Source organism: Achromobacter sp. JUb104 (genome assembly GCF_024806975.1).
Taxonomy (GTDB): Bacteria; Pseudomonadota; Gammaproteobacteria; order Burkholderiales; family Burkholderiaceae_B; genus Achromobacter; species Achromobacter spanius.
Window position 1 is genome coordinate 350,093 of the sequence record NZ_JANUEY010000002.1, and the last position, 19,335, is coordinate 369,427.

General features: G+C 64.5%; 18 protein-coding genes. 14 read left to right on the plus strand and 4 right to left on the minus strand.

The features are described 5' to 3' along the window. Nucleotides 1-79: 79 nt before the first annotated feature. Nucleotides 80-1,123 carry a P1 family peptidase gene (locus M2361_RS13575; RefSeq protein ID WP_259249718.1) on the minus strand — a complete coding sequence of 348 codons (1,044 nt, stop codon included), beginning with the start codon at nucleotides 1,121-1,123 and terminating at the stop codon, nucleotides 80-82. Between the two features lie 256 nt (nucleotides 1,124-1,379). Here M2361_RS13575 and M2361_RS13580 point away from each other — a divergent pair, with 256 nt between their 5' ends. From M2361_RS13580 to M2361_RS13590, 3 genes are all read left to right on the plus strand, one after another. After that, the gene (locus tag M2361_RS13580; RefSeq protein ID WP_100857627.1) at nucleotides 1,380-2,162 is read left to right on the plus strand and encodes an amino acid ABC transporter substrate-binding protein; all 783 of its coding nucleotides are present in this window, start codon (nucleotides 1,380-1,382) and stop codon (nucleotides 2,160-2,162) included. 84 nt (nucleotides 2,163-2,246) lie between these two features. Then, complete coding sequence (locus tag M2361_RS13585; RefSeq protein WP_039884473.1) at nucleotides 2,247-2,927, plus strand: ABC transporter permease subunit; 681 nt, start codon at nucleotides 2,247-2,249, stop codon at nucleotides 2,925-2,927. After that, entirely contained in the window at nucleotides 2,924-3,679 is a 756-nt protein-coding gene (locus tag M2361_RS13590; RefSeq protein WP_259249723.1) for an amino acid ABC transporter ATP-binding protein, read from the plus strand. The genes M2361_RS13585 and M2361_RS13590 overlap by 4 nt, the downstream gene beginning before the upstream one ends. Before the next feature lie 698 nt (nucleotides 3,680-4,377). Here M2361_RS13590 and M2361_RS13595 read toward each other — a convergent pair. Then, complete coding sequence (locus tag M2361_RS13595; protein ID WP_100857626.1) at nucleotides 4,378-5,058, minus strand: peptidoglycan DD-metalloendopeptidase family protein; 681 nt, start codon at nucleotides 5,056-5,058, stop codon at nucleotides 4,378-4,380. A 431-nt stretch (nucleotides 5,059-5,489) separates the two neighbouring features. On the opposite strand from M2361_RS13595, the gene M2361_RS13600 reads away from it, so the two are divergent. The 9 genes from M2361_RS13600 (at nucleotide 5,490) to cyoD (ending at nucleotide 13,328) form a co-directional block, all read left to right on the plus strand. After that, the gene (locus M2361_RS13600; RefSeq protein ID WP_259249728.1) at nucleotides 5,490-5,918 is read left to right on the plus strand and encodes a DUF2946 family protein; all 429 of its coding nucleotides are present in this window, start codon (nucleotides 5,490-5,492) and stop codon (nucleotides 5,916-5,918) included. 58 nt (nucleotides 5,919-5,976) lie between these two features. Continuing rightward, on the plus strand, nucleotides 5,977-6,609 hold the full coding sequence (locus tag M2361_RS13605; RefSeq protein WP_259249729.1) for an SCO family protein: 633 nt from the start codon (nucleotides 5,977-5,979) through the stop codon (nucleotides 6,607-6,609). Nucleotides 6,610-6,702: 93 nt separating this feature from the next. Continuing rightward, complete coding sequence (locus tag M2361_RS13610) at nucleotides 6,703-7,206, plus strand: copper chaperone PCu(A)C (RefSeq protein ID WP_259249731.1); 504 nt, start codon at nucleotides 6,703-6,705, stop codon at nucleotides 7,204-7,206. Nucleotides 7,207-7,453: 247 nt separating this feature from the next. Next, nucleotides 7,454-8,656 carry an ATP-binding protein gene (locus M2361_RS13615; RefSeq protein WP_259249732.1) on the plus strand — a complete coding sequence of 401 codons (1,203 nt, stop codon included), beginning with the start codon at nucleotides 7,454-7,456 and terminating at the stop codon, nucleotides 8,654-8,656. 5 nt (nucleotides 8,657-8,661) lie between these two features. Beyond that, the gene (locus M2361_RS13620; protein WP_100854729.1) at nucleotides 8,662-9,213 is read left to right on the plus strand and encodes a response regulator transcription factor; all 552 of its coding nucleotides are present in this window, start codon (nucleotides 8,662-8,664) and stop codon (nucleotides 9,211-9,213) included. A gap of 259 nt (nucleotides 9,214-9,472) precedes the next feature. Beyond that, entirely contained in the window at nucleotides 9,473-10,381 is a 909-nt protein-coding gene (cyoA, locus tag M2361_RS13625) for a ubiquinol oxidase subunit II (RefSeq protein WP_259249735.1), read from the plus strand. 2 nt (nucleotides 10,382-10,383) lie between these two features. Then, a complete protein-coding gene (gene cyoB, locus M2361_RS13630; RefSeq protein ID WP_054422652.1) occupies nucleotides 10,384-12,360 on the plus strand; it encodes a cytochrome o ubiquinol oxidase subunit I in 1,977 nt (658 codons plus the stop codon). Between the two features lie 3 nt (nucleotides 12,361-12,363). Continuing rightward, nucleotides 12,364-12,978 carry a cytochrome o ubiquinol oxidase subunit III gene (gene cyoC, locus M2361_RS13635; RefSeq protein ID WP_100854727.1) on the plus strand — a complete coding sequence of 205 codons (615 nt, stop codon included), beginning with the start codon at nucleotides 12,364-12,366 and terminating at the stop codon, nucleotides 12,976-12,978. Next, entirely contained in the window at nucleotides 12,978-13,328 is a 351-nt protein-coding gene (gene cyoD, locus M2361_RS13640; RefSeq protein ID WP_046805162.1) for a cytochrome o ubiquinol oxidase subunit IV, read from the plus strand. Before cyoC ends, cyoD begins: the two co-directional genes overlap by 1 nt. Before the next feature lie 102 nt (nucleotides 13,329-13,430). Here the strand turns inward: cyoD and M2361_RS13645 are convergent, their stop codons facing one another. Next, complete coding sequence (locus tag M2361_RS13645; protein ID WP_259249742.1) at nucleotides 13,431-15,914, minus strand: ankyrin repeat domain-containing protein; 2,484 nt, start codon at nucleotides 15,912-15,914, stop codon at nucleotides 13,431-13,433. Nucleotides 15,915-16,152: 238 nt separating this feature from the next. Here M2361_RS13645 and M2361_RS13650 point away from each other — a divergent pair, with 238 nt between their 5' ends. Further along, a complete protein-coding gene (locus M2361_RS13650) occupies nucleotides 16,153-16,782 on the plus strand; it encodes a nitrogen fixation protein NifQ (RefSeq protein ID WP_259249744.1) in 630 nt (209 codons plus the stop codon). Nucleotides 16,783-16,803: 21 nt separating this feature from the next. Here M2361_RS13650 and M2361_RS13655 read toward each other — a convergent pair whose 3' ends face one another. Continuing rightward, on the minus strand, nucleotides 16,804-18,930 hold the full coding sequence (locus M2361_RS13655; RefSeq protein ID WP_259251479.1) for a TonB-dependent receptor: 2,127 nt from the start codon (nucleotides 18,928-18,930) through the stop codon (nucleotides 16,804-16,806). A gap of 175 nt (nucleotides 18,931-19,105) precedes the next feature. Between M2361_RS13655 and M2361_RS13660 the strand changes: the two genes are divergently transcribed. Continuing rightward, nucleotides 19,106-19,321: a SlyX family protein gene (locus M2361_RS13660; RefSeq protein ID WP_046805159.1), complete on the plus strand. Its 216-nt coding sequence runs from the start codon at nucleotides 19,106-19,108 to the stop codon at nucleotides 19,319-19,321. Nucleotides 19,322-19,335 lie beyond the last annotated feature (14 nt).

Consider the following 19,335-nt stretch of genomic DNA (forward strand, 5'->3'; position numbering starts at 1 on the left):
GCGCCGGTGCCATGCCGGCCCTGGCCATCATGGGCCCGCCGTGTGACACGTTGACGTCACCGGCGGGCGCGCCCGGAGCTCAGGCGATGAAATCCACCGCGGCGGGAAAACCTTCCACCGCGCGCGCCGCCAGGATGGCGCGCTGCACCGCGATGGCCATGGCTTCGGCCGCCATCACGCCCAGCAGCATGACGTTGCCCGGCTTGCCGGACGTGCCGGTGCCCAGCGCAAAAATGGTGTCGCCGTCCAGCATGGTGTGGATGGGGTTGATGCTGCGGGCCAGCCCGTCGTGCGCCATGCCCGCGATTTTCTGCGCCTGCGCCTTGGTCAGCGTGGCGTCGGTGGCCACCACACCGATGGTGGTGGCCGTGCCCGCGCGCATCGATCGGGGCAGGTCGCCGGCCAGGATGGCCGCGCGCGTATCCAGAAACTGCTTGCCGTCCGCCGTGCGCGCGCCGGCCAGGATGCGGCCGGTGGCCGGGTCCAGCACGTCGCCCACCGCGTTGACGGCCACAATGGCGCCCACCGTCACGCCCGCCACCGTCAGAGATGCGCTGCCGATGCCGCCCTTCATGGCGCGCTTGGGTCCGTACAGCTTGCCCACGGTGGCGCCCGCGCCCGCCCCGACGTTGCCTTCTTCAGGCGCATCGGTCGACGCCGTTTTGCACGCCTGGTAGCCCGCTGCCGCGTCCGGGCGGATCGACGCATCGCCCACGCCCAGATCAAACAGGATGGCCGACGGCACGATGGGCACGTGCGCCACGCCCACGTCAAAGCCGATCTTTTTTTCCTCCAGGTAACGCATCACGCCGCTGGCGGCGTCCAGCCCGAACGCGCTGCCGCCCGACAGCACGATGGCATGCACTTTTTCCACCATGTTGACGGGGTTGAGCAGGTCGGTTTCACGGGTGCCGGGCGCGGCGCCGCGCACGTCCACGCCGCCAATCGCGCCCGCTTCGGCAATGATGACCGTGCAGCCGGTGGGGCGGCGCGTGTCGGTGTAGTGCCCCACGCGCAGGCCCGCAACCTGGGTGATGCTGCCGCCTCCGGGCAGCAGCCGCGAACCATTGGCTTGGGCGGGCATGCCGCCCGCCAATGCCGCCGCGCCCGCGGCGGCCGCCATGAAGGTCCGCCTGTTCCATTGCTGTTCCAAACCCATCTCCCTTTGCTTGCCGTTTACTTGAAGTTCACCTGCGATTTCGCTGTCTGCGCCCGAAGCGTCTCATGCCGATCGGGAACTTGTTAATGACTGGAAGCTATATTTTTACTATTCCTTATGCTTTGTGGAAAAATAGGCGCGTTGCTAGAGTGCGGCTATGACGGGGGCCCCGTGCATCACGGTGCCCTCCAAAATGACACCGATCTTCCGGAGCATTGCCATGAAACTCTTACGCTCGTTGTTCATCGCCGGCCTGATCCAGGCCACCGCCCTGGGCGCCGCCCATGCCCAATCCGGGTTGGACCAGATCAAGTCCGCGGGCACCTTCAAGATTGGCACCGAAGGCACCTACGCCCCCTTCACCTTCCACGACGCATCGGGGCAGCTTACCGGTTTTGATGTAGAGATTGGGCGTGCCATTGCCGAACGCCTGGGCGTCAAAGCGCAGTTCGTGGAAGGTAAGTGGGACGGCCTCATCGCCGGCCTGGACGCCAAGCGTTACGACGCGGTGATCAATCAGGTGGGCATCACCGACGCGCGCAAACAAAAATACGACTTTTCTGATCCGTACATCTCGTCGGCCGCCGTGCTGATCGTGCGCGACGACAACACCAGCATCAAGTCGTTCGCCGACCTGAAGGGCAAGAAGTCGGCCAACACGCTGACCAGCAATTTCGGCAAGCTGGCGCAAAGCCATGGCGCGGAAGTGGTGGCGGTGCAGGGCTTTAACGAAGCCATTGACCTCTTGACCTCGGGCCGCGTGGAAGCTACGGTCAACGACAACCTGTCGTTCCTGGACTTCAAGAAGCAAAAGCCGAACGCCAAGGTGAAGATCGCCGCCACCGACAAGACCGCTGAATTCAGCAACTCGGGCGTGCTGATCCGCAAGGGCAACCCCGAACTGCAAGCCGCCATCAACAAGGCGCTGGCGGACATCAAGGCCGACGGCACCTACAAGACCATTTCGGTCAAATACTTCGGCACGGACTTGTCGGCGCAGTAAGCCGCGGACACGCACATGACGCTACCTACCTGGCTCCAGGCCGTCATCCCCGATTGGCTGTTGGCGCAGATCGGGTCATGGACCGTGCCGGCCTGGGTACAGTTGATGGCCGATTCGTTCTGGCCGCTGCTGCACGCCGGCCTGGTGTTCACCGTGCCGCTGACATTGATGTCGTTCGCGCTGGGCCTGGCGCTGGCGTTCGTGGTGGCGCTGATCCGGTTGTTCGGGCCGGCGCCGCTGGTGGCGCTGGTGCGCTTCTATGTGTGGCTGATCCGGGGCACGCCGCTGCTGGTGCAGTTGTTCGTGATTTTCTACGGCCTGCCCAGCGTGGGCATCGTGCTGGATCCCTTGCCCGCCGCGCTGATCGGCTTCACGCTGAACGTGGGCGCCTACAACTCCGAAGTCATACGTGGCGCCATCGAATCCATCACCAAGGGCCAATGGGAAGCCGCCTACTCGCTGAGCATGACGCGCGGTCAGGCGTTGCGCCGCACGATCCTGCCGCAAGCCGCCCGCGTGGCGGTGCCGCCGCTGTCGAACTCGTTCATTGCGCTGGTCAAGGACACGTCGCTGGCGGCGGTGCTGACGGTGCCCGAGATCTTCCAGGCGGCGCAGCGCATCGCGGCGGTCACGTATGAACCGCTTATCCTCTATACCGAAGCCGCGCTGATCTACCTGGTGTTCAGTTCCGTGTTGTCCGCCGCGCAAGTGCGCCTGGAACGGCGCTTTGGCCAGCACGCGGTGTTTTCCGAGAAGACCCGATGATACGGCTGCAGAAAATCGAAAAGGCGTTTGGCGGCAATCTGGTGCTCAAGCAGGTGGACGTGAGCATCGCCGAAGGCAGCGTCACCGCGCTGATCGGCCCGTCCGGCAGCGGCAAGAGCACGCTGCTGCGCTGTGTGAACCTGCTGGAAGTACCCGACCGAGGCACGCTTGCCATCGGCCCGGAAAGCATCGACTTCGAACCCGGCAAGAAGCTGACGCGGGAACAGGTGCAGCGCGTGCGCAGGCAGACGGGCATGGTGTTCCAGAATTTTCAGTTGTTCCCGCACCAGACGGTGATCGGCAACGTCATGGAAGGCCTGCTGACCGTGCAGAAGTGGTCGCTGGACCGGGCCCGCGCGCGTGCGGAAGAATTGCTGAAGAAGGTGGGCATGTCCGAAAAGGCCGACGCCTGGCCCGCCAACCTGTCTGGCGGACAACAACAGCGCGTGGCGATCGCACGCGCGCTAGCGCCGGCGCCGCGCGTGCTGCTGTGCGACGAACCCACGTCCGCGCTGGACCCGGGCCTGGCGGCCGAAGTGGTGGATGTGCTGCGTCAGTTGGCTTCCGAAGGCATGACCATGCTGATGGCCACGCACGACCTGCGCCTGGCCGCCAACGTGTCACGTGAGGTGGTATTTATATTGGATGGCGTGGTGGTCGAATCCGGCGATTCCCGCACGCTGTTTTCCCGGCCGAAGGATCAACGGACGGCGGCGTTCATTTCAACGCTGACACAAGATAATCCCTCGTAGGATGGGTGCAGCGCGAACGACCCTGCCCAAGAACACCATTGCCGTTCGCGCGAAACCCATCAAACGGCCGTGAACGTTGAACCGCCCTACAAAAAACCTGCGTGATGGCCGCGGTTGTGAAAAACGCCATCGTTGCATGATGGGTTTCGCGCGATCCATGGTCGCGTTCTTGGCCACAACCTGCCGCGCTGCACCCATCCTACCGGTAGGATCAACCGCTCGCCCGTCGTAGGATGGGTGCAGCGCGAACGGACCCTGCCCAAGAACACCATTGCCGTTCGCGCGAAACCCATCAACCGGCGGGGAACGTTGACCCGCCCTACAAAAACCTGCGTGATGGCCGCAGTGGTGAAGAACGCCATCGTTGCATGATGGGTTTCGCGCGATTCAATGTCGTGTTCCTGGCCACAGCCTGCCGCGCTGCACCCATCCTACCGGTAGGATCAACCGCTCGTCCGTCGTAGGATGGGTGCAGCGCGAACGACTCGGCCCAAGAACACCATTGCCGTTCGCGCGAAACCCATCAAACGGCCGTGAACGTTGACCCGCCCTACAAAAAAACCTGCGTGATGGCCGCGGTGGTGAAAAACGCCATCGTCGCATGATGGGTTTCGCGCGATTCAATGTCGTGTTCCTGGCCACAGCCTGCCGCGCTGCACCCATCCTACAGCCGGACTATCCCATCGACCCGCCATGCATCATCGTGGCGGCAAATTCCCTGCCGGATCTACCGCTTGGCCGTTGTAGCGGAGCTCGAAGTACAGGCCTACCTGCTTGCTGTCGCTGTTGCCCATTTCGGCGATTTTCTGGCCTTGTTTTACGCTCTGGCCTTCCTTGACCAGCAGCTTGCGGTTGTGCGCGTAGATACTTAGAAAGCTTGCGTTGTGCTTGACGATCACCAGATGGCCATAACCGCGCAGGCCGCTGCCGGAATAGGCCACGGTGCCGCTGGCGGAGGCGACCACCGGCGTGCCCGAGCTGTTGGAAATAACGATGCCGTTGGAGCCGCCGCCGTCATATCCGCGCGTGACCTTGCCCTGTGCCGGCCATACCAGCGAGATCGCTCCGGGAGGCGCCGTGCGGCGCTTGCCGGACGATGCGGATGCGCGCGACGAGCCGGCGGGTTTTGATGCCGACTTGCTGGGCGTGGAGGTGCGGGCCTGTCCGGCGGGCGGTTCCACCCGCAGCATCTGCCCCACTTCGATCGTGTTCGAATTCGACAGGCGATTCCAGCGCACCAGGTTGCTGACGGAGGTGCCCTGCTTGCGCGCGATCTGCGTCAGCGTGTCGCCCGACTGCACCCGGTAGTAGCCAGGCTGGACCTTGGTGGTGCCGCACGCCGACAGCAGCAAAGCCAGGACCACGATGCAAAGGCCCATCCACAAGCGCGCCCGAGTCCGCGTCGGACGGGACCGCGCCGTCGAGGACGTTGCGAGAACAGGCACGTACACGGTCGGGACGGACAGGGAAAGCACTGAAACTTGAGGCACAGAGGTAGGCAATGGTTGGGGCTGAACGATCGGATAGGAACGAGCAAGAACGGCAAACACCCGCTAGACACGCAGAAATCAACGTACGCGCGTTAAACAATAGCAAGCGCGAGCAAGCCGGTTCGCAAGCGGGACAGCCAGCCGGCTAGCAAGAAGGGTACCAAGATTTTTGCGTGGCCGGTGCCGCGCCGGGCCATGCTGAGCGCCGGGCCGCGCATTGCACTGGGCCGTGCAGTGCGCCAGGTCTTGCCGTGCCAAGCCGTGCTTGGCCGCGCTGCGGGCCGCGCAGGCCCGCGCCGGGCTTCGACTAGAATGCCGCTATGTCCGAATTCACCCGCCTCTTCCGCTTCAGGAGCGCCGTGCGCGCCCGGGGCGTGTTGTGGCTGGCGCTTTTGGCCTTGGCGCTCCGCGCACTGGTGCCCACCGGCTACATGCCGGATGCCAACGCGCTGCATGAGGGCCGGTTGGAAGTCACCTTCTGCTCGGCCGCCGGCGAATTGTCCACGCTGGATCTGGTGCTGGACAAGCGCGCCCCAGGCGGCCCGACCCCACACGATGCCGCCGAAACCGGCGCGCAATGTCCCTTCGGATTGTTGGCGCATGTGGCGCCGGCGCCTACACCCACCGTCACCCCCATTCTGTTGCCCGTTGGCCGGCCCGCGCCGCCCGCGGCCACGTATCGCGCCCTGCCCCCGCTGGCCTCCCACGGCCCGCCGCTGGGTTCACGCGCCCCGCCCTTCTTGGCTTGACTCCGACTGCCCGCGCGGCCCGGCCGCGCGCTTAGCCACGTCAACCCAAGAGGTTTTCATGCGTTTCCCGCGCTCTATTTCATTGCGCGCGCCCGTTGGCGCCGCCCCTTCCCACGCGCCCGATCCCCGGCGCCGCCTGCTGTTGTCTTCCCTGGCCCTGCTGGCCCTGACCGGCTGCGGCCCCGACGCCCCCAAGCTGCACGGCATGGACTTGTCCGGCATGCCCACGGGCGATTTCCAACTGCAGGACAAAACCGGTCAAGCGCGCACCCTGGCCGACTACCGTGGCCACCCCATCCTGCTGTTCTTCGGCTTTACCCAATGCCCCGACATCTGCCCCACGGCGCTGACCCGCGCCCTGGAAATGAAGGACCTGCTGGGCGCCGATGCCGACAAGCTGCGCGTGCTGTTCATCACCGTGGACCCCGAGCGCGACACGCCGGAAATCCTCAGCGCCTACACCGAGGCCTTCGACCCCGGCTTCGTGGGCCTGCGCGGCACGGCGGAACAAACCCGCGCCGCCGCCCAGTCCTTCAAGGTGTTCTATCAGAAGGTTCCCACCGGCTCGTCCTACACCATGGACCACACCGCGCTGACCTACGTGATCGACGCCCAGGGCAAGTTACGCCTGGCGCTGCGCCACGCGCAGACCGCCGCCGAATGCGTGGAAGACCTGCGCACCGTGCTGTAACGCTGCGCGCCGACCGCCGACCTCGGCCGGGCCTTCCTGTGGATGCCCTATCCCCATATCCCTACACATCCAAATAAATACAGACACCCCATCATGAAGAACTTCTCGCTGCGCACGTTTGCCACCGCCCTGTCCCTGTCCGTGCTGGCAGGCTTTGCATCCCCCTCCCTCGCTGCCGATGCCCCGCTGAAGGTGGAAGACGCCTGGGTCCGCGCCACGGTTCCCAACCAACACGCCACCGGTGTGTTCATGCGCCTGACCTCGCCGGACGCGGGCCGCCTGGTGGCCGTGGAGTCCGACGCCGCCAAGCATGTGGAAGTCCACGAAATGGCGATGCAGGACAACGTCATGAAAATGCGTGAAGTGCCTGCCGTCGACTTGCCCGCCGGTCAGGCCGTGGATCTGAAGCCGGGCGGCTATCACGTCATGCTGATCGACCTGGCCCGCCAGATCACCCCGGGCGACCACGTGCAACTGACGTTGATCGTCGAAGACGCCAAGCAGCAACAGCACCGGGTGCCGGTCACGGCTGAAGCGCGCGCGCTGAACGCCAAGGCCGGCGCCGCGCCCGCAGCGGCCCATGGTCACGGCCACTGACGCGCTCTATATATAGAGGGCATTCAACTGGAACGCGATTGGCGGCGACAAAAATCGGGGACGCACACGACCCCACGCCGCCAGCGTGTCGCGCTGAATCGCCATACAATGCCTGCACGTCCACCGTCGGCGCCTCACCTCAAGGCCCGACGGCAGCCGGCCACTTGCGCCGCGCGCCGGATGCCTGCGTTCCGCGCCGCCGGGCGCTTGACCCGCCGGCGGGCCGCCGGCAACTCTGTGTCTGGATATGCCCGGTAGTTCCGCTTTTTCATTCCTGCGTACCCTTTGCAGCCTGCGCTGGCTCGCCATCGCCGGCCAAGCCGCCACCATCCTGCTGGCCAGCAGCGTACTGGGCCTTGCCCTGCCGCTTGAGCCCCTGTGGATCGGCGTGGGCGTGCTCATCGGCTTCAACGCCTATGCCAGCCTACGGCTGCGCCATCCCCGCGACCTGTCCCACGCCACCGCGTTCGGCCATCTGTTGGTGGACATGGCCGCCTTGTCCTGGATGATTGGCTGGAGCGGCGGCATCAGCAATCCGTTCGGCATGATGTTTTTGATCCTGACCGCGCTGGCGGCCCTGGCGCTGCCGCGCAATTGGGCGCTGGCGGCGGCGCTGGCCGGTATTTGCGGCTACGCGGCGGCGGGCATCTTCGGCCAACCCTTGCGCGGCGACGTGGACACGCACACCCTGCTGCTGTGGGGCCTGGGCGCCAATTTCCTGATTTCGGTAGTCGTGGTGCTGGTGTTTTCCACCCGCCTGGCGTCTGACCTGCGCGCCCGCGAGCGCGAACTGGCCCGCCTGCGCGAACGCTTCACCCGCAATGAAGGCATCGTCGCGCTGGCCACCCACGCCGCCGCGATGGCGCATGAACTGAACACCCCGCTGGCCACCATGACCTTGCTGGCCGACGAGATCGCCGCCGAGGTCAAGGACGAAGACCTGCGCGAAGATGTGTCCACCCTGAGCCAATTGCTGGCCCTGTGCCGGGAACGCATTCGCAATCTGGCGGTCCCAACCGCCGTGGACCTGGTGCGTGTGGTGGGCCAGTGGCGCTTGATCCGTCCGACTATCGACCTGCAACGCTCGGGCGCCTTGCCTCCCAGCCTGCGGGTGGACCCGGCGATCGCCCACTTGTTGCAGGCCCTGTTGAACAACGCGGCGGACGCCGGCGAAGCCGCTGAAACACCGCGCGTGGACCTGCATCTGGAATATGGCTACGGCGCTTTGCGCGGTGAAGTGCGGGACTACGGGCGAGGCTTCGACCCCGACCAGACCCTGCTGCCCGTGACCAGCCTGTTCAACAGCGGCAAGCCGGGCGGGCTGGGCGTGGGCCTGGCGCTGTCGCATGCCACCGTGGAACAGCTAGGCGGTGAAATGACCATGACCGCCGCCGTTGGGGGAGGCACCCGCATCCGCTTTTACCTGCCCCTGGGCAACCCCGGAACTTGATTGTGATGAACCCTACCGACCTTGGCCTGTTGATCGACGACGACGAACTGTATGTGCGCACCTTGCAGCGCAGCCTGTCGCGTCGCGGCCTGGAAACCCGAACCGCCACGGGCATCGCCGAAGCGCTGCGCGTGGCCGAGGAAATCCGTCCGGCGTTTGCCCTGGTGGACCTGCGCCTGGGTGAAGACTCCGGCCTGACGCTGATCCGCCCCTTGCGCGCCCTGCGCGCGGACATGCGGATCCTGCTGGTCACCGGTTACGCCAGCGTGGCCACCGCCGTCGAAGCCATCAAGCGCGGCGCGGACGACTACCTGCCCAAGCCGGCCACCGCGCCGATGATCCTGCGCACGCTGGGTTTGGTGAAGCCAGAATCCGTTACCATCGAAACGACCATGACGCCGTTGCACCGCCTAGAATGGGAGCACATTCATCAGGCCCTGCACGAAACCGGCGGTAATGTTTCGGCGGCGGCGCGCCTTCTGGGCATGCATCGGCGGTCGCTCCAGCGCAAGCTGGCCAAGAAACCGGGGCCGGAACGCGAAGTGATCGTCGACTGATTTGTGCGGGTGCGACACATCTTTACAACACCCCATTGTGCGGGTGCGACATAACGTCGCACCCCCTATATCTCCTCCGGGGCAACTGCCCCCCTAGGAAAACCCTGAATCTGCCCCTCTGGGGGCTGATTCCTCCCAGGCAATGCGACCATGTGTCGCATGCTTGACGGATATCAAGCCGATAGGATGGACGTTGCTGCTTGGCAGCATTTCGCCCCGCTGCTACGCAGCATTTCCAACCCTCCATCCAAGGCTGTACGTGAAACACCCCCTCCTTGCGACCCTAACGCGCATTTTTGGCGTCGGCGCGGTCATGCTGCTTGGCGGCTGCAACATGGAAATTCTCTCTCCCAAGGGAGACATTGGCGCCCAGGAAAAGACTTTGCTGTTCACGGCGACGGGGCTGATGCTCATCGTTGTGATTCCGGTACTGTTCATGATCGTGGCGTTTGCGTGGAAATATCGCGCATCCAATACCAAAGCTGACTACCAGCCCAAGTGGGCCCACTCCACGGCGATTGAAGTCGTGGTCTGGACCGTTCCTTGTATCATCGTGGCGATTCTTGCCGTGATCACCTGGCGCTCCACGCACGCGCTGGATCCCTACAAGCCGCTCGTTTCCGAACACAAGCCCGTCACCATCGAGGTGGTGTCGCTGGATTGGAAGTGGCTGTTCATCTACCCCGAATACGACATCGCCACGGTCAACGAGATCGCGTTCCCCGTGGACGTTCCGGTCAACTTCCGGATCACGTCGGCCTCGGTCATGAATTCGTTCTTCATTCCGCAACTGGGCAGCCAGATCTACTCGATGGCCGGCATGGAAACGAAGTTGCACCTGAATGCGCGCGAAGCCGGCACCTACGCCGGTATCTCGGCCAACTACAGCGGCGCCGGTTTCTCCGGCATGCGCTTCAAGGCCATCGCGACGTCGCAAGAAGGGTTCGACAACTGGGTCAAGGAAGCCAAGGCTTCGCCTACGGCCCTGACCCCCGAGGTTTATGCCGAGCTGACCAAGCGCAGCGAACGCAACCCGGTCGTCAAGTATTCGTCGGCGCCTCCCGCCATGTTTGATTTCGTCTTGGGCAGCACGATGTCCAAGATGGCCGGTGTGGACTCCGCCACGTGCACGTCCACGTCGAACAATCTGATCGCAGGAATTAACTAACAATGCTCGGGAAACTTACCCTCGAGGCCATTCCGTACCATGAACCTATCGTCATGGTTACGCTGGCCGCCGTGTGCCTGGGAGGCCTAGCGGTCTTCGGCGCCATCACCTACTTCGGCAAGTGGAAGTACCTGTGGACGGAATGGTTGACCTCCGTCGACCACAAGCGCATCGGCGTGATGTACATCATCGTCGCGCTGATCATGCTGCTGCGCGGCTTTGCCGACGCCATCATGATGCGCACCCAGTTGGCGGTGGCATCCGCCGACTCCGCCGGCTTCTTGCCACCACACCACTACGACCAGATCTTCACCGCCCACGGCGTCATCATGATTTTCTTCATGGCGATGCCCTTCATTACCGGGCTGATGAACATCGTGGTGCCGCTGCAAATTGGCGCCCGCGACGTGGCCTACCCGTTCCTGAACTCGCTGAGCTTCTGGCTGTTCGGTGCCGGCGTCGCGCTGATGATGATCTCGCTGTTCGTGGGCGAATTCGCCGCGACCGGCTGGCTCGCCTATCCGCCGTTGTCTGGGCTGGATTACAGCCCAAGCGTCGGGGTGGACTACTACATCTGGGCACTCCAGATATCAGGGTTGGGCACCACGCTTAGCGGCATCAACTTCATCGTGACCATCCTGCGCATGCGCGCACCGGGCATGAGCCTGATGAAGATGCCGATCTTCACGTGGACCTCGCTGGTCACCAACGTGCTGATCGTCGCCGCCTTCCCCGTCCTGGCCGCAACGCTTGCGCTGCTGACCATGGACCGCTACCTGGGCACGCACTTCTTCACGAACGACATGGGCGGCAACGTCATGATGTACGTGAACCTGATCTGGATCTGGGGTCACCCCGAGGTCTACATCCTGGTGCTCCCGGCGTTCGGCGTGTATTCGGAAGTGGTTGCCACCTTTGCCCGCAAGACGCTGTTCGGCTACAAGTCCATGGTTTACGCCACGGCCGCCATTGGCGTGCTGTCGTTCCTGGTCTGGCTGCACCACTTCTTCACCATGGGCGCGGGGGCCAACGTCAATGCCTTCTTCGGCATTGCAACGATGATTATCTCGATCCCGACGGGCGCGAAGATTTTCAACTGGCTGTTCACCATCTACCGCGGCCGCCTGCGCATCACGACGCCGGTGCTGTGGACGCTGGGCTTCATGATCGTCTTCGTCATCGGCGGCATGACCGGCGTGATGCTGGCCATCCCCGGCGTGTCTTTCGTGCTGCACAACAGCTTGTTCCTGATCGCCCACTTCCACAACACCATCATCGGTGGCGTGGTGTTCGGTTGTATCGCGGGCATGACGTACTGGTTCCCGAAGGCATTCGGCTTCACGCTGAATGAACGCCTGGGCCGCTACTCGTTCTACTGCTGGTTCGTTGGTTTCTTCATGGCCTTCATGCCCCTGTACATCCTGGGCTTCAAGGGCATGACGCGTCGCCTGAACCACTACGACAACCCCGAATGGCAGCCGTACCTGCTGGTTGCGCTGGCTGGCGCCGCGCTGATCATGCTGGGCATCTGGTTCCTGTTGCAGCAAGTGTTCGTGTCGGTTCGCCAACGCAAGCAAAACCAGGACGTCACCGGCGATCCCTGGGATGGCCGCACCCTGGAATGGTCGATTTCGTCGCCGGCTCCTTTCTACAACTTCGCCCACGTTCCTCACGTTGATGAGCTGGACCAGTTCTGGGAAGACAAGCAAAGCGGCAAGGCCTACAAGCGCCCGGCCAAGTACGAAGACATCCACATGCCGCGTAACACCGGCGCCGGCGTCTACATCGGTTTGTTCGGCCTGGTGATGTGCTTTGCGCTGATCTGGCACATCTGGTGGCTCGCCGCCGCTGGTTTCGTCGGCATGATCGGTGCGTTCATCGCCCGTGCCTACGACCGCGACGTCGATTACTGGGTCCCGGCCGCGGAAGTCGAACGCATCGAAAACGCTCACTTTGACAAAATGCAGAAGGCCGCCTGAGCCATGATTCAAGCCGTAGCCACTCACCCCCACGCGGGTCACGACGATCACGCGCATCACGACGATGGATCCAAGACCGTTTTCGGTTTCTGGGTCTATCTGATGAGCGACTTGCTGATCTTTTCGGTGCTGTTCGCCACGTTCGCGGTGTTGTCCAACGCCACCGCGGGCGGCCCCACGGGCAAGGAACTGTTCGACCTGAAGTTCGTGCTTGTCGAAACGCTGTTGCTGTTGTTCTCCAGCTTCACCTTCGGCATGGCCAACCTGAACGTGCACGCCAACAACAAGTCCCGCGCGATGGGCTGGTTGATGGTCACGTTCCTGTTCGGCGCGGGCTTTATCGCGATGGAAGTCTGGGAATTCCATCACCTGATCACTGAAGGCGCGGGCCCCGGCCGCAGTGCTTACCTGTCGGCGTTCTTCACGCTGATCGGCACGCACGGCCTGCACGTCACCTTCGGCCTGATCTGGATCATCGTCATGCTCGACATGATCCGCCGCCATGGCCTGGACTCGATCAACAAGCGTCGCCTGGCGTGCCTGAGCCTGTTCTGGCACTTCCTGGACATCGTCTGGATCTGCGTCTTCACCTTCGTCTATCTCTTGGGAGCCCTCTGATGTCGCACTCCGCTGCGGCCGCACACGGCCACGACGATCACGCCGCCGACCACGGCAGCCTGAAGTCCTACATCATCGGTTTCGTGCTCTCGCTGCTGCTCACCTTCGGCTCTTTCGGCCTGGTGATGCACGGCGCGCTGTCGCACACCATCACCATCGTCGGCGTCGTTGCCCTGTGCGTGCTCCAGTTGCTGGTGCAACTGGTGTACTTCCTGCACATGGGCGCGTCGAAGTCGGCGCGCGACAACCTCGCCGCGTTCGTCTTCACCGTAATGATCATCGCCATCATCGTGGGCGGGTCGGCATGGGTGCTGTACAACATGAACGTCAACATGGGCCACGCCATGTAATGACGGCTTGCCGCCGACGCTGCTAGTCAGCGTCAACGCAAAAAAAACAGGCGCCTTCGGGCGCCTGTTTTGTTTTGGAGCGCATGCACCGTGCGCGGCCGCCTAGCCTGGCGCCTTCACCGTCAACGTCACGTTGGCGCGCGTGGCCAGATCGCGGGCGGATACGCCCACAAAGGGCTGCACGCGCGAGGCCTGGTCCAGGTCGCAACTGGCTGCGCCCTGCGCGCCGTCCAGCACCTGCCGGATCGCCCGCGCGCCCGTCGGGCTGATGGGGCCGGTGTTGCTCAGTTGCCAGGCCAGCACGTCCGCCACCGCCATGCCGCAACGCCATGGGGTGCGATACAGCCCGGCGTCATGCGCCAGCAGCATTTGCGCCTTGGCGTCGTTGCCCACACGCAGCATGATCACCAGCGGCAAGGCGTCGGCATCCACGACGCCATCCAGGCGCGCGCCGGCGTCGCTTCTGTCCGACGCATCGGCGCCCTGTTCCAGCCATTGCAGATAGAGGTCGTCGGGCAGCCACGGCAGGCTGAGCGGCGCCAGGCGATTGTTGCCCAGACCGGTGGCGTCCTGCGCCCAGGTCAGCGGCACGCCGGCCGCCAGCAGACGGTCGGCGGTGGCGCGCAGCTTGGCGCGCTGGCCGTCCCATTCCGGGCTGTTCTGCTTGATGGCCGCGCGAATCTCCAACTGATTCCACACGCTCAAGAGGCTGGACAGGGATTCCGGCGTCAAGGCCTGGCGTGGCGGCTTGGCGGCTTCCGCCAATTGGTCCACCAGCGTCGGCTGCATGGTGCGCGCGGCCAGCGTCAGCGCTTCATTCAGGCCATTGCGTTCCGGCGTCTTGCTGGCGCTATAGCCGCCTACCGCCGCGTCCGCGCCCAGGGCCAGGGCGAAGGTCACGCGCTCGGGAATGGGATACACCACCGTGGGCGTGAACTCGCCGCTGATGGCGCCGCGCAGCGCTTCCAGCAGGGGCGTTTCCCACATGTTCTGGTTGCCGTAGACCATGCGCACATAGGCGGCATTGATGTCGGCGCCCTTGGCCAGCAGCGCCTGCGCAAACCAGAACGTCTTGGGGCTTTGCATCGCGGCATGCAATGCCGACCGGCCGTTCTTTTCGCGTGCGTTGGGGTTGGCGCCCTTGGCCAGCAGATAGTTGAGCGTGTCCTTGTCTTCGCTGTAGTACGAAATGCGGCGCACCAGCAGCGGCGTGCCGTTGGAGTCCGCCGCATCCAAAGGCGCGCCCGCCGCAATCAGGGTGTCGGCCAGCGCGTAGCGTTCGGCGGCGGGGCGGGTATCGCGGACGTCGGGCAGCGCGCTGGCCAGCAGCACATAGCCGTTGTTGGGCCCATCAGCGCGCGCGCCCGCCGCCAGCAACACCCGCACCGTTTCCAACTGCTTGCGGGATACGGCCACCGCCAGCGCCGACGTGCCGTTCTCGTTCACGCCGTTGGGGTCCTGCCCGGCCGCCAGCTCGGCGCGCACGGCGTCCAGGTCGTCTGCCTGGATCGCCTTGAAGATGGCAAGCCTGGGGCGGCACGTCTCTGCGTTTAGCGGTGCGGCATCGTTCAACGCCGCGCCGATCCGCGTGGCGATGTTGCCGGGGATGGGCTCATTGGCTTCCAGCCTGCGCGTGCAATACAGGCGGTAATCTTCGCGCGCCAGGGCTTCGAAATAACTCCGCTTGTCGCGCGTCTTCGTGCTTTGCTTCCAGCGCGCATCGGCCCGGTTCAAATAGGCCGCCGTGCGTGCCGGGTCGCGCCGCAATACGTCGGTCAGGATGCGGTCGGCCTGCTCGGTATCGCCCGACTCGGCCAGCCAGAAGCCGTAGTCGTTCAACGCCGTCAGCATCTCGGGATCTTTGCCGGTGGGGTCGATCTCGCGGTAGTCCTGCTCCATGACAAAGCGGCGCAGATCGGCCAGCGCGCGGCTGAACTCGGCGGTCTTGGCGCGCGGCACGGCACGCGCGACCTGATGCAGCGTGCGAAAGGTGGCGGTCACATCCACCGGCGTGCGGTATTCAAAACGCACATCGGCGGGAAACGCGGGCATGCGCACGGGGTAGTCGGTCAGCGCCGGCCGCAGCGTGGCCAGGGCCTGCGTCTTGCGTTCATCGTTCCAGGGCCGGTCGGCCGTCACGACGATCAGCCGTGTGTCGGCCTGGACGGTGGCCGCCACGCCGTCCGCATCCACCAGGAAACCGTCGGCCCGCGTGTCGTCCGAGCCTGGGTACGCGTAGCCCACCCAGTACTGGGTTTGCGCCTCGCGCGGCGCCCTGACCCGCACATTTTCTTCGCGCGAGGCCTGCCAGCTTGCCGGGTCGATCACCAGCGGCTGCGAACGGAAATCCAGGCTGAACTCCTTGCCCGCGCCACGCACGTACCGATACAGGTAAAGCCGGTTTTCCATCTGCCCGACCAGCACCGCGTCCTTGACGTTCTCGGTTCCCCAGACACGCCGCTCGGGTTCGCGCAGCGGGTAGCGCGACAGGCGCATGGCGTCTATGACGGCTCCGATGTCGTACGCCACGGCAGGCCGAGGCGCCGCCGAAAAACCTGCCAAGGCCACCAGGACGGCGCCGAACAATCGGGAAACTGCGGGACGAAAGCTGCGCGACATGCGTGGACGAAGCCAGAAGAATCAGGGACGCCGATGATACTCGTCCGCGCGCAGACATTTACCGCCCGCCCTGGTCGGCTCTTCGGGTATGTCCTGAGACGATTTTGTCCACAATATCGTCAGGCTGACATGGCTTTCGTTATATATTTCGCAACATATCGACTTCATTAACATCAGAATTACTTTCGCGACTGCCGCTACCGCCATGGACGCCGTGCTGACCTCTCCTACCGCCCATGCCGACATTGCCATGCCGGCCCAGCGGTTTGCCCGCGCCCTGTTGCACCACGCGCCGCCGGGCCACCCTGATGCGGGCTTCTTCGCCACGGTGATCGGCACCAGCCTGGCGCACCATGACCTGGCGCGCAGCGGCCTTTGCCCCGAAGAACTGGCGGAACTGCTGCACTATCTGTTCCCGGGCGCACTCGCTTCCCCGGACGCCAGGCTGGCCGATCTGGTCCAGCAATACGCCGCCTATGCGGCACGCGGCCGGGGCGACCCCAAGCCCGGCTTTACCTTGCTGATGCGCGTGCTGCTTGAAGCCTACCGCGCCCCCGATACCCTCACCACGCCCTGGGTCACCGGTGTGCTGGTGCACGCCTGCCTGCGCCCCGACCATCTGTGGCGCGACCTGGGCCTGTCCGGCCGGGAAGACGTGACCTTCCTGCTGGCGCGCCACTATCCCGGGCTGGTAATGCGCAACACGCGCAACCTGCGCTGGAAGCAATTCCTGGCCTACTCGGCCTGCGAACATGCGGGCTTGCCGCCGTCGGCCGCACCCGGCTGCCCCCAGTGCGAAGACCACGACGTCTGCTACGCCAACGCGCCCGACTGAGGGCGCGTCGAACTGAAAGCCTTAGAACCGATAGGTGGCGCCCAGGCCCAACCCCAGGCTGCGCCCCGCGGCCGGCTCGTAATACCGGCCGTTGTTTTCGTTGACGATCACCGAGCCCACGTATTGCTTGTCGAACAGGTTGTCCACCCGCGCATAGGCGCTGAGTTCCCAGGCATCCACCTGCTTGATATAGCCGGCGCTTAAGGCAGCCACGAAGTAGCCGGGTGCGTCCTGGTCGTTGGCGTCATTCACATAGATCTTGCTGAGCAAACGACCTTCCAGCGCCGCCTGCCAGCCTTCCGGCGGCGCCCACGCCACCGAGGCAAATACCGATTGCCGCGCAATCCCCGGAATCTTGTTGCCCGCGCGGATGCCGCCCGAGCCGTCGTCGGCGTAGCGCGCGTTCAACCAGGTATAGGCAAACTGCGTGCGCCAGTGCGGCGCCAGTTCACCTGACCAGCCCAGCTCGAAACCGTCACGCCGCGTGCGGCCCGCGTTCTGGTACGTGGTGCGTCCGCCTGAACTACCGGCCGACACGATCTCATCATCGGTACCCGTGTGGAAGACGGCGGCCGTCAGCAGCCCGCCCGCCATGCGGGCCTTCACCCCCGCTTCCAGATTGGTGCTGAGCGACGGCGCCAAGCCAAAATTCAAGCCTGGCAAGCCGCCTGGGCGATACGAGATTTCGTTAAAGGTGGGCGTCTCAAAACCGCGTCCGTAGGACGCATACACGCTGACGTCGTCACTGACCGCATAGCGCAGCGCCGCAACCGGCAGGGCTTTGCGGTAGCGCGCCGTGCCGCTGTCGTCGCCGTTGCCGGGGGTGATGTAGTGGTCGTTGGAATCGAAGCTGACGGTGCTGTAGCGCAGGCCCGCGTCCAGCGTCCAACGCTCTGTCATTTGCCAGGATGCTTGCAGATACGGGTCGGCGTTGTACACGGAGTTGGTTTCATCGCGGCGCAACGCGCCCTGCACGCCCAGTTGCGGGTTGGCCACCGTGCCGGTGAAGTTCTGATAGCCCTTGCGGTCTTCCCGCATCGCGTCGTAGGCAATGCCGCCCACCAGCGTCAGCGGCCGCCCGGCAACGTCCAGCTCAGACGTCCAGCGCACATCCGCGCCGCCGTACTGGCGCGATAGATCGATGACGCCCCCCGCCTGCGTGGGCGCCAGTTGCACGGCGGGCGGTATCGACTGGTACTGAGTCGTGTCGCGCTGGCCGTAGTACGCCATCACGCGCAGCGTGTTGCGGCTGTCCACCTGACGTTCGTAAACCAGACCCCCTTGCGTCTGGCGCACGGTCTTGCGGGTGTTGTACTGCTCGGCCAGGGGTGCCGCGCGGGGGTCGTCCTGAAACTGTTGATAGGTCAGGCCCAGCGGGTCTTGCGCGGTCAGGTCCACGCTGTTGACCACGATCGTCAAGCGGCTGGCGTCGTCCAGTTGCAGGCCCAGCTTGGCGTTGGCCAGGTTCTTGCGGGCCGCGCTGTGGTCGCGATAACCGTCGGTGGTGAAGCGCGTGGCGCCCACTACATAGTCCAGGTCGCCGGGGCTGCGGCCCGCATCCGAACTCGAACCCGAACTCGAACCCGTGGCGCCGCTGGCGCGCACGCCATAACGCCAGGTGCCGTAGCTGCCGCCCCAGGCGCTGGCCGTCACGGACGGCGGCGCAACGCCGTCTTCGGTAAACGCCTGGATCACGCCGCCCGACGAATTGCCGTACAGCGCCGAAAACGGCCCACGCATGACTTCGACGCGGCCCAGCGTGGCGATGTCGATATTCGACGTCTGCCCTTGCCCGTCCGGCATCGTGGCCGGAATGCCATCGACATACAGACGCACGCCGCGCACGCCGAAGGTGGACCGCGCGCCAAAGCCTCGGCTGGATATCTGCAGGTCTTGCGCGTAGTTCTGCCGGTTCTGGATCTGCAGGCCAGGCACCCCGACCAAGCCTTCGGACAGGTTGATTTGGGGTTGGCCCTGGCGCATGCGCACGCCGTCCACCACATCCACGGAGGCGGGCGTGTCCAGTATTGATGTGCCCAGGCGCGTGCCCGTCACCACCACGGGGGCCAGGATGGCATCCCCCGGCTGCGCCCAGGCGCCATGGTCCAACCCTGCTGTCAGACCGGCCGTCAGGCCCGCCGCCTGCATCACCCACCGCAAGCCTGGGCGCGGTCCGCGCCTGACGTTGCCGAGTCCGATTTCTTTCTGCCGCGCCCTGCCGCCGCGTCCGACCGCCTGCGTCAAATCCGTCTCCCTGTTGAAATGCCTGGCTATTGCCTATGCCATTGGAAATCCGTCATGGGAATAGGTTCTAATAGCCGCCATGGAACCCATGCAAGACATCGAACGCCGCCTGCAAGAGCTGGAAATCAAATCCAGCTTTGCGGATGATCTATTGGAACAGCTCAATCAGATTATCGTCCGCCAACAACAGCAGATAGACCGGCTGCAACGCGAAGTGGCCGACCTGCGCCAGCAGGCACCCGAAGGCGCCGCGCCTTTTCGCAGCCTGCGCGACGAACTGCCGCCGCACTATTGAAGCGGCATGATTGA